We start from the raw sequence: 17,522 nt of genomic DNA on the forward strand, positions 1-17,522 counted from the left end.
GCGCGCACCTGGGACCCTCATCGGGCACTGCGCGAAGGAGGGCGGTCGTGAACGTGGGCGAGCGCGTGCGGCTGTCGTCCGAAACCGGGCGCCGGAACAGCGAGGGCGAGCGCTTTCGGACGAGGCGCGCGGATGCACCGGTCTATCCGGTTGACTGTACAGCCGCGTCTCGCTGTTCCGGCGTGATGTGTCGGCGTTCGAGGGCGGCTCCTTCGACGTCGACGTCGGGGATGATGCGGTCAAGCCATCGGGGGAGCCACCAGGCGGCACGGCCGAGCAGGTGCATGAGCGCGGGGATCAGCAGCATGCGCACGATGAACGCGTCGATCAGCACGCCGGCGGCGAGGCCGAACCCGAAGCCCTTCACGAGGATCGACTCCGAGGTGACGAACCCTCCGAACACGGAAACCATGATGATCGCCGCGGCGATTACGACGGTGCGCCCGGCACGGACGCCGCGCGCGACAGCTAGCCGAGGAGGCGAGCCGTGTACGAAGGCCTCCCGCATACCCGACGTGAGGAACAAGGTGTAGTCCATCGCGAGACCGAACAGGATGCCGACCAGGATGACGGGCAGGAAGCTGAGGATCGGCCCGGGGGTGTGCACGCCGAACAGCCAGCCCAGCCACCCCCACTGGAAGACCGCGGTCAGCGCGCCGTACGTCGCGAAGAGCGACAGGATGAAGCCGCCCGTCGCGAGCAGCGGGACCACCAGCGAACGGAACACCATCGTGATGATGAGGAACGACAGCCCGACGACGACCACGAGATACCCGGGGAGCGCGTCGCCGAGCCCGGCGGAAATGTCGATGTTGATCGCCGCCTGGCCCGAGACGCCGAGCACGATGTCACCGTCGATCGGCGGCAGGGCGCGCAGTTCGCGCACGAGCTGATCCGTGCTCTCGCTGTTCGGTCCGCCCGTCGGCACCACCTGGAACGCCGCAAGCGTCGAGTCGTCCGAGATGCCGATCGGCGCGACGGCGACGACGTCCTCCTGCGCGGCGAGCTCCCGTGCGACCGACAGCTGCGCGCTTCGAACATCTCCTTCAAAGAGGCCGGCCGGCAGGTCCGCCGTCACGAGAAGAGTGCCGTTGACACCCTCGCCGAACGCGTCCTGCGTCCACGTGTACGCCTGATAGGCCGTCGAGTCCGGCGCTTCGGAGCCGCCGTCGGGAAGTCCGAGGCGCATCGACAGCGCCGGGACGGCGAGCAGCAGCAGCGCGACGACCGCGAGCACCGCCGTCGTGATCGCCCGCACGTTGGACATCTCGCGCACCGCATTCGCGCGCACACGTCGCCTGACGCTGTCCTCGCCGGCGGTTGACCGGAACATCCGGGCGCGGGCTCTGCGGCTGAGAATGCGCATATCCGCAAGCCCGAGGAGGGCCGGCGTCAGCGTGATCGAGATGAGCACGGCGACAGCGACGGCAACCGCGCCGACCGTGCCCATGAGGCCGAGGAAAGGGATGCCGACGATGTTCAGTGCGAGAAGGGCCACGATCACCGTCGCCCCGGCGAAGACGACGGCGTTGCCGGCCGTCCCGTTCGCGAGCGCGATCGACTCCCGCACCTCGGCGCCCTGAAGCAAGTTCTTGCGGTGTCGGTAGAGGATGAACAGGCTGTAGTCGATCCCGACCGCCAGGCCAAGCATCACCGCGAGAACCGGGGTGATCGAGGCTATCTCGATGACACCCGACAGTGAGAGGGTTCCCAGCACGGCGGCGGCGACGCCGGTCATGGCGGTCACGATCGGGAAGGATGCCGCCAGCACGGAGCCGAGCACCGTGAGGAGCACGATCCCGGCGATGACCACGCCGATCGCCTCGCCGACGCCGAGCACCTCGGGCACGCCTTGCGAGATGTCCGTCGAGAATGCCACGTCGGTTCCTTCGACGGGATCGTCGGCGAAGTGGGCGATTACTGCCTCTTTGGATTCATCCGACAGCTCGAGTCGCGGGCGATCGAAAGTGATGGCCAGGAGAGCAGTCGACTCGTCGGGCGACACGGTGCGGATCTCGTCGGCAAATGACAGCAGCTCCGCGCCCTCCTCGAGCGCAACGGTGTTGTTCTCGATCTGCGCGCGAGCATCCGTCAGCTGCTGCTGCTGAGCGTCCAGCTGCGCGAGTCCGGCATCCAGCTGCGCCTGCTGAGCATCTAGCTGGGCGAGCTGCGCAGCGCGCGCGGCGGCGGACGGGCCAGCGGATTCGAGCTGGGCGCGCGCAGCGTCCAGTTGCGCCTGGGCGTCGTCGATCTGTTGACGGGCGGCATCCAGCTGCGCCTGACCGTCGTCGGCCTGGGCCCGCGCTGTGTCGAGTTGCGCGCGTCCTTCATCGATCTGCTGCTGCTGATCGGCCAGTTGCTGCTGCGTGGCGAACGGATCGATCACGTCCGAGACGTCGTCGAGGTCGCGCGCGGACTCAACAAGCTCCGAAATCGCCTGCTGCTGCTCCGCGGTGAACGGTTCGCCGTCGGTCGTGCGATAGACCACGGTTCCGGTGCCGCCGCTGAACTGGGGCAGCCGCTCCTGCAGCTCTTCGACGACCTTGCCCGCCGCGGTTCCGGGGATGTCGAACGTTGCTGAAACACTCTTGAATCCCACCGCGAAGGCGACCCCCGCAGCAGCGAGCACGAGACTCCACACCAGAATGATCAGCCACGCGCGGGCAGCGGCAATTTTCCCCAGGCGGTGCAGCAGGCCGGACAATGCGTTCTCACTTTCCGCGGAGCGCAGGCGTGGATGAGGGCGACCGCCGTGGCTAGAGTATACGCAACGTCTCGTCTAGTCAGGAGCAGAGGATGACCGCACCCCGCAGTGGCCCCATGCGCAGTGAGGCCGCCCGTCAAGCGGTGCTGCGGGCCACGTCGCAGTTGCTGGCCGAAGTCGGATACGACCGTCTGACGATGGAGGGGATCGCCAGCCGGGCCGGGGTTTCGAAACAGACCATCTACCGGTGGTGGACCTCGCGAAGCGCCGTGGTGGCCGAGGCTCTCGTCGAGGGTCTCGTGCTGTCTGAGCAACTCGCCGTTCCCGATACCGGTGACCTGCGCAACGACCTCACGAGCTGGCTGGCGGGACTGGCAGAGCTCATCGACGATCCGCAAAGCGTCGGACCGATGCGGTCGATCATCATGGCAGCCACCCACAGCCCCGAAATCGCCTCCCAGCTCGAGGAACTCCTCGTACCGACCGTCGCCTTGACCGAGCGACTGACCGCCGCGATCGGACAAGCTCCCCATCTGCGCGCGGACACGCCGGTCGACACCGTGATCGAGATGGTCTTCGGCGCACTGCTCGTTCGCGTGATTACCCAGAGCCCGCTCGACGAGGGCGCCATCGACAACCTCGTCGCGGTCGTGCTGGGACCGGACACGGCGAGAGGGTAAGTCTGGACCGCTCTCCTGCTCGGCGGCACATCGCGTCGACTGAAGGCGGCTCGTTCCGGATCCCTCAGCGCCGATCACGTTGAGGGCCCGACGCGATCAGCGGTCCCCGTCCTCGCCAGGATGTCATGGTGGATGGGGGGTCTTTCGTGACGGCGAATCTAGACCCGCTACCCCCGCATCGACGTACCAGGTGCAGGTCGACCCCTTTGGACCCGGGGAGAGCGGCACGCCGTCGATGCGAAAACTATCCGTTCTCAGTCTTGTCGTAAGCGCGACTAAGGCCGCCGCGATGCTGGGCCTGGTAAAGGCCGCGCAGGAAGATCGGGCGGGCGAAGTGCATCCAGCAGAACCAGGCCAGGCCGCGGGGTGCCTGCGGCATCGCCTGCTTCCACAGGGCGCCCCCGTGAACCGTTTGCCGCCAGGCTGTTCATCGCAACGAAGACGGGCGCGGCGGCGATATCGCCGGAGTCGGACACGAAGATGGTGGCGGCTACGAGAGGGGTGAGAGCGACGACGCTGACGAACGGGGCGACGGTGACGCGAGGCACGGTCGCGGTCGTCAGCAGGATGCCGAGCGCAGTACCCGCGATGGCCACGAAGACGATCAATAGCAACGTCCAGATCCGTTTCCGCGGTGAATGAGAGACGTTTCATCGCTCTCAGCACGATTGGATGCTGAGGATGCCTCGCCACCGTCGGAGGTGGCGAGGCATCCTCGCTTGGGGGCGGGGGCTAATCGATGGTGAACTCGAACGGAGCGCTGGTGGCCTTGCCGGCGACGTTCTGCTTCGCGGTGCCCGAGTAGGAGCCGGCGACGAGCGACACGGTCGAGGTGACCGACCAGGTGCCCGAGGCCGTCACCGTGGCCGTGCCGAGGACGGTCCCGAACCTGCCCTGCACTGTGACAGTCGCGCCCGGGTGGCCGGTGCCCGCGAAGACGGGGCGTCCGGGTGCGAGGGCGGCGCCGATTTTCGGCGTGGTGAGCTTCACGTCGGTGTTCGCGACTGCTGTGAACCGGAACGTCGCGCTGGTGACGTCCGCTCCGGCCGTCTGCACCGCCGTACCCATGTAGCTGCCAGCGACGAGCGAGACCACGGACTCGACCTCCCAAGTGCCGTCCGCCTTGACGGTGGCGGTGCCGAGGCGGGTGCCGAACTGGCCCTTCACCACGACCGTCGCGCCCGGGTTCCCCTTGCCGGCGAAGACCGGCTTGCCGGGCTCGATCACGGCATCGAGGGCCGGAGCGGTGAGCGTCACCGGAGTCACCACTTCGACCGGATCGGGCACGTTCACCGTGAACTCGTACCGGGCGGTGGTGGAGTCCGAGGACTGCGACACGGTGCCCGAGTACGACCCGTTGTCGAGGTCGGAAGCGGCGGACGCCTTCCAGCTGCCGTCGGGGTTTGCGGTGGTGCTCGCGACCTCCTCGCCGGAGGCGTCGGTCACCGTGACGACGGCGCCGGGGTGCGCCGTGCCGGCGAACTCCGGACGCTTGGTGTCGGTGATCTCGGCGCCGATGGCCGGGGAAGACAGGGTCACCCGGTGCGATCTGCGGAGCGACGTAGCCCGACTCGTAGGCGAGCGGCGTGCTCAGCCCGGTCGGCAGTTCCAGTCCACCACTGACGACGAGCCTGCCTCCCTCGACGGTGCCGGTGCGCGTGTTGTCGTCGTCGGAGACCACCGGGAGGGAGATCTCCGCCCACACTCCGGCCCTGAGGTAGTGGGCATCCTGCTTGATCGTCATCGTGCGGCGGTCGGCGGAAAGGACTCCCGCCCAGGATGCCTTGTAGCCGTCCCTCTGCTCGAGCGCGATGCTCGCACTCGCGAACCTCGTCCCCTCCGGCGCATCGACGAGGAACGTCGCACCGTAGCGGGTGTTCGTGTCGAGGTTGTTCTGCCAGCGGGCCTTGATCACCCCGGCCTCACCCGGCGCGATGCGGGGAGCCGCCGTCTGCGCGAGGGTGAACGCGTCGACCGCTTCGTAGCTGATGTCCTGCTCGAGGACGAGCGGGAAAGCCAGGCCCGAGTCGACAGAGAAGGAGCCGCCCCCCACGGCGCCACGCCGACTGTTGTCGGCGTCCGAGCGCAGCGTGACGGTGAGGTCGACCCAGTAGCCCGCCTTGACGTAGTCGCTCCAGTTCACGACCAGCGTGCGCTTGTCGGCGGACAGCGTGCCGTAGTCGTAGACCCCCGCTCCGTTGCTCCACACCGAGGTGAGCCTGGTGTCGGCGAACGTCGTGCCCTCGGGCGCGGTGAATCGCAGGACCGCGCCGTGTCCGCCGTTGCTGGTCGTCTGGTTGGCCACCCGCACCGTCGCCTTTCCGGTGTAGCCGGCGGCGATGTTCGGGACCGCGGACTGCGTGACCTCGTAGCCCAGGACGACCGCGTTCGCGCTCGGCGGGACGGGAGCTTCCGGCGTCGCGGCAGCGGCGCCCAGCGGCGACAGACCGCAGGTCAGTGCGGCAGCGACTCCTGCTGCCAAGAGGATGCGAGGACGGTTGGTCTTCATGACTTCCCTTCGTTGATGCTCAGTGGAGCGTGTTCACGCCTCCTGGGCGCGGGCACAAGTCCCCACACTGGCGCACCGACCGAGGGCGGAAAGGCTCGGTCCGGGGATCTGTGGATAAGTCGAGCGAGTCAAAGGGTGCCCGCCGCACCAGTCCTTATGCGCGAATCAGAAGTACTTATGAGCGAAGGCGACGAAACGGGATAGCCTCGAAATGCCGCGACGGCGCGACACGAAGGAGAGCGGGCGCAGATGCTTCTCGAGCGAGACCTGATCCAGTCGGTGGGATTCCGCAACGTCCGCGAGGGTGGTGCGATCACGGGCTTCCAGTTCCGGGTGCGCATGCCCTCGTACCGCGGCATGGCGGCCTCGCTCATCGACGGCATCGGCGTCAGCATCCCGGGCTTGGTCGACGTCGAGCCGGATGTCCCGACCTGGACCCTTCAGGGACGCACCTACACGCTCGCCGAGCTGTGGGAGTCGACCGACGTGCGGTGGCAGCTCGAAGACGCCGCGGTCGTCACGGTGCCGCTCGCGGGCGGGTTGCCCGACGGCATCCACGAACTCTCCATCGACCTGCGCCTGCGCATGTCGTACATCCCGCAGGAGCACCAGCCCAGCCGGTACCAGGTCACCAAGCACGTGACCCTGTCGCCGGAGGCATCCGGTGCGCCCTTCAAATACGGGGTGTCGCTCTACAGCTATATGGGCGACTACGGCACCACGATGGACCTCGAGACCGCGCTCCGCTCGATCGCCGACCTCGGCGCGACCGGAGTGGAGATCCTCGGCGAAGGCCACGTCCCGAACTACCCGAACCCGCCCCAGGAGTGGGTCGACGAGTGGTTCCGCCTGCTCGACCAGTACGGTCTCGAGCCCACGAACTACGGCTCGTGGATCGACACCCGCCTGCACTCCAGCGGACCGAACGGCCGCGACATGACCGTCGACGAGGGCGCCGCCGTGCTGCAGCGCGACCTGCGGCTCGCGAAGCGGCTCGGCTTCCGGTTCGTCCGGCCCAAGATCGGCGTCGTGTCGAGCGACCTCATCCCGCACCCCATCTGGACCGAGGTGGTCGAGCAGTCGCTCCCGCTCGCGGAGGAGCTCGACGTCGTCATCTGCCCCGAGATCCACTCGCCGACGCCGATCAAGCACGAGGTGGTCGACGACTACATCGCCCTGATTGAGCGCACCGGCAGGAAGCACTTCGGCCTGCTGCTCGATACGGGTATCTTCCAAGACCGGCCCATCCCGCTGCGCCCGGGCGAGCTTCCCGGCCGGCGGCCCGCCTTCCTCGACGGCATCGGCGTCGACCCGGCCGACGTCTTCGACGTGATCGACCATGTCGTCTTCATTCAGGCGAAGTTCCACGACATCGACGACAGCCTCGAAGACCAGCAGATCCCGTGGGAGCCGGTGCTGCGCGCCCTCAAGGAGGCCGGATACACGGGCTACCTCTCCAGCGAATACGAGGGCGAGCGCGAACCGTGGCGCTCGATCGAGCAGGTGCGACGGCAGCACTCCCTCATGCGCCAGGTCGCCGACGGCCTCTGAACAGGACACCCTCATGCCCAATGGACTCATCCACGAAGACAGCCTCCGCCCTCACTCCGACGGGCTCGCCCTGCGCCTCACGCTGCCCTGGTATCGCAGCCTGTGGCTCTCGTCGATCAGCGGCCTCGAACTGACCATCGACGGTGAGCCCGTCGCCGAGACCGACCTCCGTTTCGTCACCCCCGACCGCGAGTACCGCCTCGACGAGCTGCCCGAGCAGAGCGAGACGCTGTGGTTCCTGCAGGAGCACCCGCTGCTCGTCGTGCGCCGCGACGAGCCGGTCGCACTCGGCGAAACGCACGACGTCGTGCTCACCGGCCAGCTGCGGCTGCCGTACATGCAGATCGCGCCCGGCGACAACGGCGGGCCGGGAATCTATGTCCCGAACTTCGTGCGCGATCACCTCACGCTGACGGTGACGGATGCCGCGGCATCCGTCCCCCCGATGGTCAGGGACGTGCCGCCCCCGCCCGCCGCGACCGACGCCGACCCGTTCCAGCTCGGGCTCACGCTCTACTCGGCGAGTGCCGAGTTCCGGGCGGGGTGGTTCGACTTCGACGGTTTGCTCGACCGGGTCGCGGAGCTCGGGATCGGACCGGGGATAGAGATCGTCGCGTCGCAGGTGCTGCCCACCTACCCGGTGGTGTCGGACAAGTTCGTCCGCACGTGGCGCGACGCGTTCGACCGGCACGGGTTCGTCGCCAGCTCGTTCGGGGCCAACCTCGACATGGGGCGCCGCCGCGACCGCGACATGACCCCCGACGAGGAGTTCGAGTTCAGCGAGCTCATGTTCCAGGGCGCGAAGAAGCTCGGCTTTCCGCTCGTGCGCATCCAGAGCGCCAAGCCCGAGCTGCTGCGGCGCCTGCTGCCGATCGCCGAGCGGCTCGAGCTGCAGCTGGCCTACGAGATCCACGCCCCGCTCGGACCCAACGCCGAGCCGATCCTGCGGGTGCGTGAGACGTTCGCCGAGCTCGACTCGCCGCTGCTCGGGTTCGTCGCCGACTTCTCGTCGACCATGCATGCGATGTCGCCGACGCTGCTGCGCGCCGTGCGCAGGGCGGGCCTCGACGACGAGGCGGTGGAGCGCCTGCAGCAGATCTGGGCGACCGACGCTCCCATGCGCGAGCGGCAGGAGCAGTTCATCGGCTACCTGCGCAACCGCGGCTTCGACCCCGCCCGCCTCGGTGCCTTCGCCCACCTCGCGTTCAACATGCACGGCCACGTCGCGCCCGAGGAGTGGGCCGACATCATGCCGCAGATCAGCCACGTGCACGCCAAGTTCTACGACATCGACGAGTCGGGTCTGGAACCCGCGATCGACTACCCCGCGCTCGTGCGGGTGTTCGTCGAGGGCGGCTACCGCGGCTACTGGTCGAGCGAGTGGGAGGGTCACGCCTTCGCCGAGCTCGGCGAGGTCGACCCACTGCTCCTCGTCCGCCGCCAGCACGACCTGATCCGCCGGTCGATGCGGGAGCTGCAGCCGGCATGAGCGGTGCGGTGACCACCACCTTCACCAACCCGGTCCTCCCCGGCGACCGGCCCGACCCCGCGATCATCCGGGTCGGCGACGAGTACTGGATGACGTACTCGTCGTTCGAGGCATCCCCGGGCCTGCTGCTGTACCGCTCCCGCGATCTCGTCACCTGGACCTACGTCACGGCCGCGCTCCCCGAGCCGCTCGGCAGCACCTTCGCGGTCGACATCGCCGAGCACGACGGCCGCTTCTTCATCTACATCCCGTTCATCCCGGCACCGTGGTCCGAGCTGACCGAGCCGTCGATCTACGTCATCCACGCCGACTCGATGGCCGGGCCCTGGTCGACGCCGATCGACCTCGGCATCCGGGGCGCGATCGACCCGGGCCATGTCGTCGACGAGGACGGCCGACGCTGGCTGTTCGTGAGCGGCATCCGTCGCATCGCGCTGAGCGACGACGGGCTGTCGACGACCGGTGAACTCCAGCACGTCTACGACGGCTGGCGGTACCCCGACGAATGGGTCACCGAGGCGTACGCCCTCGAAGGGCCGAAGCTGTTCCGCCGCGGCGCCTGGTTCTACCTGGTCAGCGCCGTCGGGGGCACGGGGGGACCGCCGACGGGGCACATGGTCATCGTGGCTCGGTCGCGCTCGGTGGACGGGCCGTGGGAGAACCACCCCCGCAACCCGATCGCACGGACGACGGATGCCGCGCAGAAATGGTGGTCGCGGGGCCACGCGACGCTCGTCCCCGGACCGGGCGCTCCGCCCGACGACGACGACTGGTGGATGGTCTCGCACGGCTATGAGAACGGCTACCGCACCCTCGGCCGGCAGATCCTGCTCGAACCCGTCCGCTGGAGCGCAGACGGCTGGCCCGACGGTGCCGTCGACGATCCGGGCGGGGAGCTCGTCGCTCCGGCGGGCGCGGGGGCGCAGCATCCGTCGCCCTCCTTCACCGACGACTTCTCCGACCTGCGCCTCGGTGAGAGATGGGCGTTCCACGCTCCCGGCCCCGATGAAGCCGCGCGGCTGCGGGTCGACGACGGCCTCGTGGTCGACGGCAAGGGATCGTCGCCGGCGGATGCCTCGCCCCTCGCCATCCTCGCGGGCCACCACTCCTACGAGGTCGAAGTCGACGTCGAGCTCGAGGGGGACGTGCAGGCGGGGCTGCTCCTCTTCTTCAACAGCCGGCTGTTCTGCGGCATGGGCATCGACGGCGAGCGGATGCTGAGCTTTTCGGGAGGCATCCGCACCCACTGGCGCGAGCCCGTGCCGCCGACACGACGAATCGCCCTGCGCCTCCGCAACGACCGGCACATCGTCATCGGCTGGTACCGCGTCGCCGGTGGTGAGTGGACGCGACACGGGGTGCGGTACGAGACGTCGGGGTACCACGCGAACACGGTCGGCGACCTGCTGAGCCTGCGCCCTGCCCTGTACTCGGCGGGCTCGGGCTCGGCGCGGTTCCGCGACTTCCGGTACACCGCGCTCTGACCACCACAGCGGCGACCGCATCGCGACTGCGCGGACGACGCTTCCGGATGCCCCGGCCCGAGGCATCCGCTGCACTTTCCGGTATCCGCGCCGTCGCCCGATGCAGCAGTCGCAGTAATGGAGCGCGCTCGCGGCCTGCCACGCTACGCGCGGCTCAGCGTTCGCCGGGATCTGGCGCGGTCGCGGCCGTCGCCGGTGGTGCGCGGTCAGGCGCGCACCTCGAGGGTGAGCGCCTGGGTTCGGTCGAGCGTCGGGCCGACGTGGAGCACGAACCCGCCCGGCTCGACCGTGAACGAACCGTCGGGGAGCCAGAAGCCCAGCTGCTCGGGCCCGATCGTGCACGAGAAGGTGCCCGTCTCGCCCGCGGCCAGACTCCGCCGCTCGAAGGCGATCAGCCGTCGCACGGGAGGGGCGACCGTCGCGACCAGGTCTTCGAGGTACACCTGCACGACCTCGTCGCCGGCCCGCGCCGAGGTGTTCGTCACCTCGATCGAGAGGATCGTCGAATCGCCGGGGCCGAGCTCGGTGGCCGAGAGACGCGGAGCTGCGTGCGTGAACGACGCGTAGCCGGAGCCGTGCCCGAACGGGAACTGCGGACCGAGATCGAGGTCGAGGTACTTCGAGGTGTACTTGTCCTTCAGGTTCGCCGGACCGGCCAGGGCCACGTCGACGGCCTCCAGCTCCATCGCGCCTCGGACGGTCGCGGGGCGGCCGGTGTTCTCGTGCGCGTAGTGGATCGGCACCTGGCCCTCGGAGCGCGGGAACGACATCGGCAGTCGGCCGGCCGGCTCCTCGTCGCCGAACAGCAGGTCGACGATCGCCGCGGGCGCCTCGGTGCCTCCGTGCCAGACCTCGAGCACGGCCGGCGCGTGATCGATCCAGTCCGCGACGACCAGCGGACGGCCGTTGGCGAGGACCACGACGAACGGGATGCCGGTGCCGGCGACCGCCCGGATCAGGTCCGCCTGCCGTCCCGGCAGTCGCAGGTCGCTCCGCGAGGCTGCCTCGCCCGACAGGGAGGACGGTTCCCCGACGCACACGACGACCGCGTCGTAGCCGAGCGCCGCCGTTGCGACGAGGTCGACGTCGTCGGAGCGGGCGCCGAAGAACGACACCCCCTCGATGACATCGACATCAGCGTCGTCGCGCGCCGAGAGAGCCTCGGCGATGCTGATCGCGCGGGCGCCGAACGACTGCGTCCACGCCCCCAGATGATCGGTCGAGGTGGCGTACGGGCCGGTGAGGAGGATCCGCGCGGGCGCAGCGAGGGGGAGCGTTCCGTCATTGCGCAGCAGCACCGCCGAGCGCGCAGCCGCGCGTCGGGCCTCCGACCGCGAGGCGATCGTCGGCGCGGTGCGCTCCGCCGACTCGTCGGCGTACGGGCGCTCGAACAGCCCGAGCGCCTCCTTCAACGCCAGCACGCGCATGACCGCGTCGTCCAGGCGGCGCTGGTCGAGGGACGAGGCATCCCACCCCGCAGCCGAGCCTCCCATCTCGATGTCGAGCCCCGCGCTGTATGCCGCGTGCACGGCGTCGCTCAGCGTCGCGACGATGCGGTGATCCAGCAGATTCGGCACCCCGTCGGCGTCGCCGACGACCACCCCGGCGAAGCCCCACTCGTCCTTGAGGACGCCGGTGAGCAGGTCGCGGTGAACGTGCATCGGCACGCCCGCGACCGTGTTGAACGAGGCCATCACCGACGAGACCCCCGCCTCGACCGCGGCACGGAACGGCTCGAGGTAGACGTTGCGCAGCCGCGCGTCCGAGACGTCGACGGTGTTGTAGTCGCGGCCTCCCTCCGCCGCGCCGTAGGCCACGAAGTGCTTCGCGGTCGCGGCGATCGAGCCCGGAGACGCGAGGTCGTCGCCCTGATACCCCCGCACCATCGCCGCGCCCATCGTGGCCGTGAGATGCACGTCCTCGCCGAAACCCTCGACGACCCGACCCCACCGGGGGTCGCGGGCGATGTCGACCATCGGCGAGAACGTCCAGGTGACACCGCCCGAGCGGGCCTCGGCGGCAGCGGTGCGTGCGAGCGCCTCGACCATCGCCGGGTCGAACGACGCGGCCTGACCCAGCGGCACGGGGAAGATCGTGCGCTGGCCGTGGATCACGTCCAGACCGATGAGGGGCGGGATGCCGAGCCGCGTGTTCTCGATAGCCTCGCTCTGCAGCGCGTTCGAGCTGCGGGCAGACTGCGGCCAGAACATCGCCCCGATGCCCGCTCGCACGAGCGCCGCGGCGTCGTCCAGATCGGGGCGGAAGACGACCTGGAGCTGGCCGAGCTTCTCGTCCGTCGTCATGCGCGACAGGAGCGATCGGATCCGGGCACTCACCATGGTGCGGTCCTTCGGCGTAAACGGGGCCGCAGCCCAGGGAGCGAATCCCTGGGCTGCGGCCGGTGATGTGTTCAGGGGAGGCCGAGCGGGCTCAACCCCACGCGGCATCCATCTCGTCGAGCACCTGGTCGACGGTCTTCTGACCGGTCAGCAGGCCCTGCACGCCGGTGCCGAGCGCGTCGTAGACGGCGGGGTTCGGCCAGGTCGCGTTCGGCAGGCCCGCGTATGCGCCGCTCGAGAGCAGGTCGCCGATGGGCTCGTACTGCGGGAGGAGCGTCTCGGGGTCGATGCCGGTGATCGGCACGCTGCCGGACAGCTCCGCGTAGGCCTGCGCGTTCTCGGGCTGGGCGACCCAGTCGAGGAACGCCTGAGCCGATTCCTTCACGTCGGCGTCGGACGAGGCGTTGATGCCCCACGCGTAGTTCGCACCCGTGACGGTGAAGGCCTCCTGGCCGTCGGCCGGCGGGAACGCCTGCACGTTCAGCTCGGCGCCGGTCGCGTCGCTGATGGACGCAGCGGCGCTGCCCGGAACGGCGGCCGTGAGCGACGTGCCGCCGCCGAGGCCAGCGGTGATGTTGTCGAACGTGCCGCCCGCGGCGCCGTCCTGGAAGCATCCGGCGTCGTTCATCTCGACGACGTCCTCGAGGACCTCGCGCCAGCCGCTGTCGGCGAAGGTGACCTCACCCGCGGCGCGCTGCTCGTTCCAGTCGGGGGTCTCGGCGTAGACCCGGGTCGCCGAGATCAGCATCGAGAACAGACCCGTGTTGAACGGGATGCCGCCGGCCAGCACCGTGAACGTCTTGCCGCCGTCGCGCGCGGTGGTGCACGCCTCGAGCAGCTCCTCGTAGGTCTCGGGGTACGCGGTGACGCCGGCCTCGTCGGCCGCCGTGACGTTGTACACCATGCCGACGGGGGTGAGCGCGGTGGGCTGGGCGAAGGTGGCGCCGTCGATCTGGTACTCGGCCTCGCTGCCCTCGGGGATGAGGCCCGCCGAGGTCTCGTCGAGCGGCTCGAGGAAGTCGGCTTCGGCGAGCGTGATGACCGAGATCGGCTGCCCCGTGCCGGGAGCGAGGATCATCACGTCGGCGGCGTTGCCCGCCTGCAGCTGCGTGGTCACCTGCGTGTTGTAGGCGTCGGAGGGGTAGGGGATGACCTCGACCTCGACGCCGGTCTCTTCGGAGTACTGCTCGAGGATCTGCGCGTAGAAGTCGTCCTGATCGTTGGCCTGTGCGACCATGACCGAGAAGCCGGCGAGGTCGCCGTTGCCGGTGTCGCCCCCGTCAGCGTCGTTGTCGCTCGAGCCGGAGCACCCGGCGAGTACCAGGGCACCCGCGACGGGAACCGCGAGGAGCGACCAGCGGATGCGCCGTGCGGCGTCGTGCTGTGACATATCGAACCTTTCGTGACGTCATTGTCGTCAGCGGTGCAGCTGACCGCGGCTTCGGGGGCCGCACCTCCACTGTGACACCATTTGCATCATTTCGACATAACGGTCGCTTATGTGCACATATCGGGTGGCTGATCCGTCGTGTCGGGTCCCAGGCCGCGTGTCAGGCCTCGGAGACGAGGCGCACCCGCCCGCTCAGACCCGCGGGCAGGGGCTCCGCGGTCGGCGTGAACACCGTCGTCGCCGGTGCGAACAGCTCGCCGCTCGCGTGCGCGGCCTCGGCGATCAGGCGGTTCCGCCACGGCGTCGCCACGTGCACCTCCAGCGTGTTGAGCCCCGGCCGCAACGCCGACGAGACGTCGACGCGGAACGGAGCCGTCCAGGCGACGCCGCAGTCCTGGCCGTTCAGGACGACCCGGGCGATGTCGCGCACGACGTCGAGCTCGAGACTCCAGCTCGCATGAGTCTTCTCGTGCTCCGGCATCCGGAATTCGTGACGGTACGTTCCCACCCCCGAGAAGCCGCGCGCGGTACTGTCGGCGTCGGTCCACAGGGTGGGTCCGGGTCGCATCGTCAGGGGTTCCAGTCCGGGGAGCGAGGCGATCCAGTCACCGCGAAGCTCCACTTCGGCCGGCGTTCGCACGGAGGTCGGGGCGGACATGTCGGCTTCGTCGGCAACCAGGAAGAGCGAGCCGAACGGCGCCAGCTCGACGGTGTGAGCGACCGGGCCGTCGGGCGTGGACCGTTCGGTGGGCAACGGCGCACGCGTGACGGCGACCGGGTCCCACGCGGCGAGCCGGCGCCCGTCGAGCGCGGTCACACGCAGACGCAGCGCCTCCGGCGTCGGGTTGGCGACGAACGTGACGCGAGCGCCGTCGACGATCCGGCTGATGCGGCGGACCGGCCCGCCCTCGATCCGCAGCGGGGAGCGGATGCCGAAACCTGCCAGAGCCTCGTCGAGGTCGACGTCGCTCACCCGGCCGGTTCCCCACAGGCGGTCGCATGCCGCCTCGAACTCTGCGGGGTCATCGGCGAGGGAGGGAGAGGTCGCGGGGCGGGAGCCGACCACGCGCGCGCCGTCGTCCACGAGCCGCTCGACGGCCTCCAGCGCGGCGAGGGTCATGCGATGCGACGATCCGCCCAGGTGGAGCAGGGCGTACGTCGCGCCTTCCGAGACGAGCTCGCCCTGCTCGACGCGCAGCACGCGGAGCAGGCCGTCGATCCCGACGAAGTCCGCGTCGATGCCGTCAGCCGCCAGCCGGAGCACGTCGTCCGCGGGCAGCGCGGTGACCGGCCGTTCCTCGCCGACGAACACGGCGACCTCGACGGACGGTCGGCCCGCGCTGAGCACGGCGCAGCAGCGCGCGAGGTAGTCGATCCACGGGGATGCCATCCCGGACCAGGTCTCGTGGACCGTGAAGGCCTGCCCGAGGAAAGGGGCGAGCGCGATGCCCGGCGGAGGGGCGGCCAGCGGTTGGTGGGGCGAGGTGTGGAGGCAGAAGCGGGTCACCCCCAGGGACAGCTGGAGGTCGGCGATGTGCTTCAGTGACCTTGGGGTCCACGACCAGGGCTCGTCGAACGACGTGAAGGCCTCGCTGCCGGTCCACTCCTTGCCGTAGACGTGGGCCACCGAGGCGGCGCCCTTGAGGTCGGCGACATACGTCGGTCGCGGCCCGCGCTCGGGGGCGAACGTCCACATCGCGCCCATGGGCACATCGGCGGCCGCCCTCATGGCGAGGTCGTCGCCGAGGGAGGGCCGCCCATCCTCCAGCGCTTCGGCGTAGTACGTCATTCCCCGACGCCGGGCTTCGGCGCCGAGCGTGCCGTAGTACTCGCTCGCCAGCACTTCGGCGAGCGTGCGGCGGTAGTCGTAGAGGAAGCGGTCGGACTCGGACGGGCTGCCCACGAGCCGCCCGGTCAGGGTCGGCAGCCACGGCGTCGGGTCGTATCCCCGGCGGCTCGCGAACTCGTCCGCGATGTCGTCCGTCCAGTTCTGCGGACCTGCTTCGATGCTGTCGCTGAGCAGCGCCGCGAACCCCGGCGCGCCCTCGGGGGCCGTGCCCGCGAACCGGGCGAGGTGGGCATCGAGGTACGCCGCCACGCGGGCGCCGTCGAGCTTGTCGACCTCGAGCCCGGTGGAGTCGGCCGGAGCGGGGCCGTTCGTCTGGCCGGTGAGGGAGGCGCCGAGCCGCAGCACGAGCCAGCGGCCCGGAGGTGCATCCCAGCTCAGCACGCCGTTCTCGACGAAGGCGCCGACGTCGATCACGCTCTCGGGAGGAGCGGCGCCCTCGGCCGAGTTGAGGGGGCTGTCGATCGCGTAGTAGTCGAAGGCCGCGCCGAGGCCGGCCTTCACCTCGGCGTGGTGGACCCGTCCTGCTCCGTGCAGCGCGAACTGCGTGAGGAGGAACTCGGCCGTGGGTCGCAGGACGGGAGGGACGCGCACCCCGGGGGAGAGCGGCGGCAGGGCATCGGCGGCGCTCCCACCCGAGAGGAGGAGGCGGAAACGCCGGCCCGTCACGGGCGCGAAGCTCGCCGTGCGGGCGGGCACCGTCGTGGGGTCGAGGGCGACGACGTCCCGGTACTCGACGCCGTCGTCGCTCACCCGAAGCACCGCCGACGCGGCCGGAGCCGCCCCGAACCCTCGGGGCCCGGGAAGTCCGACGACCACGGAGCGCACGGTCGCCGGCTGGGAGAACTGCTGCTCGACCCAGGCGTCCGACCACCCGTCGGGGTCGCGGGGGAGAGCGAACGCGGTGGCGAACGATCCGTCGACGAGCAGCGCGGCGTCCTCGATCGCGCCCGAGCTCGTCACGGCGTCGGGGCGGAGCGCGTCGGCCGAGTGCGCGTGCGGGATCGCCAGCACCCGCCAATCCACGGCGAACCGCTCGGAGGCGGCGCCGCCTTCCCGCGGGGTGTCCTGATAGAGGCCGGCGACATCGGGAAGCGGCGGGAGCGCGATCTCGACGCGATCGCCGCCGTCGACGACGGTCTCCGACCACACGACCTTCTTCATCGCGTCCGAGGGACGAACCCACGGTCCGCCCGCGGCGCTCCAGCCCGACGAGGTGGCCACGGCGAGTTCGAGCCCGAGTCGCTCCGCGGTGCGGGCGGCCGTCGACACGGCGGCGCGCCACTCCGGCGTCCCCGGCCGCACCGCCTCCGGGACGACGAGGGGAACGCCCATGCCCCCGTCGAAGAGCTGCACTCCGCGCACCCCGACCCGGTGGAGCCACTCGAGGTCGCGCTCGATCCCGGCCGGGTCGACGTTGCCGTCCATCCAGTGCCACCAGGCCCTCGGTCGTGCGGCGTCGGGCGGGTCTACGAACGCAGACCACAGCCGGGAGAGGCTCTCGTCGGGGCCGGGGGGAGGGGTCACCCG

General features: G+C 70.0%; 9 protein-coding genes. 4 read left to right on the forward strand and 5 right to left on the reverse strand.

Features of this window, described 5'->3' with window-relative positions; translation table 11 throughout:
• Positions 1 to 142 precede the first annotated feature (142 nt).
• Entirely contained in the window at positions 143 to 2,704 is a 2,562-nt protein-coding gene (locus ACFUTX_RS13285; protein ID WP_378865419.1) for an MMPL family transporter, read from the reverse strand.
• A 92-nt stretch (positions 2,705 to 2,796) separates the two neighbouring features.
• Here ACFUTX_RS13285 and ACFUTX_RS13290 point away from each other — a divergent pair, with 92 nt between their 5' ends.
• Positions 2,797 to 3,384, forward strand: coding sequence for a TetR/AcrR family transcriptional regulator (locus ACFUTX_RS13290; protein ID WP_378865422.1), 588 nt, complete (start codon positions 2,797 to 2,799; stop codon positions 3,382 to 3,384).
• A gap of 732 nt (positions 3,385 to 4,116) precedes the next feature.
• On the opposite strand, the gene ACFUTX_RS13295 is transcribed toward ACFUTX_RS13290, so the two are convergent.
• Complete coding sequence (locus ACFUTX_RS13295) at positions 4,117 to 4,923, reverse strand: Ig-like domain-containing protein (RefSeq protein WP_378865425.1); 807 nt, start codon at positions 4,921 to 4,923, stop codon at positions 4,117 to 4,119.
• Between the two features lie 1,219 nt (positions 4,924 to 6,142).
• On the opposite strand from ACFUTX_RS13295, the gene ACFUTX_RS13300 reads away from it, so the two are divergent.
• From ACFUTX_RS13300 to ACFUTX_RS13310, 3 genes are read left to right on the forward strand one after another with little or no spacing between them, the layout of a single operon-like run.
• The gene (locus ACFUTX_RS13300) at positions 6,143 to 7,444 is read left to right on the forward strand and encodes a DUF6379 domain-containing protein (RefSeq protein WP_378865428.1); all 1,302 of its coding nucleotides are present in this window, start codon (positions 6,143 to 6,145) and stop codon (positions 7,442 to 7,444) included.
• Between the two features lie 13 nt (positions 7,445 to 7,457).
• Positions 7,458 to 8,933: a DUF6379 domain-containing protein gene (locus ACFUTX_RS13305; protein WP_378865431.1), complete on the forward strand. Its 1,476-nt coding sequence runs from the start codon at positions 7,458 to 7,460 to the stop codon at positions 8,931 to 8,933.
• Positions 8,934 to 8,941: 8 nt separating this feature from the next.
• Positions 8,942 to 10,417 (forward strand): family 43 glycosylhydrolase, encoded by a 1,476-nt coding sequence (locus ACFUTX_RS13310; protein ID WP_378865434.1) that lies wholly within the window; start codon positions 8,942 to 8,944, stop codon positions 10,415 to 10,417.
• Positions 10,418 to 10,623: 206 nt separating this feature from the next.
• Here the strand turns inward: ACFUTX_RS13310 and ACFUTX_RS13315 are convergent, their stop codons facing one another.
• From ACFUTX_RS13315 to ACFUTX_RS13325, 3 genes are all read right to left on the reverse strand, one after another.
• On the reverse strand, positions 10,624 to 12,756 hold the full coding sequence (locus ACFUTX_RS13315) for a glycoside hydrolase family 3 N-terminal domain-containing protein (RefSeq protein WP_378865437.1): 2,133 nt from the start codon (positions 12,754 to 12,756) through the stop codon (positions 10,624 to 10,626).
• A gap of 91 nt (positions 12,757 to 12,847) precedes the next feature.
• Complete coding sequence (locus tag ACFUTX_RS13320; protein ID WP_378865440.1) at positions 12,848 to 14,146, reverse strand: ABC transporter substrate-binding protein; 1,299 nt, start codon at positions 14,144 to 14,146, stop codon at positions 12,848 to 12,850.
• A 160-nt stretch (positions 14,147 to 14,306) separates the two neighbouring features.
• Complete coding sequence (locus ACFUTX_RS13325) at positions 14,307 to 17,519, reverse strand: glycosyl hydrolase (protein WP_378865443.1); 3,213 nt, start codon at positions 17,517 to 17,519, stop codon at positions 14,307 to 14,309.
• Positions 17,520 to 17,522: the final 3 nt, after the last annotated feature.

The sequence above is a fragment of the Microbacterium sp. NPDC057407 genome, assembly GCF_042803895.1.
GTDB lineage: Bacteria > Actinomycetota > Actinomycetes > Actinomycetales > Microbacteriaceae > Microbacterium.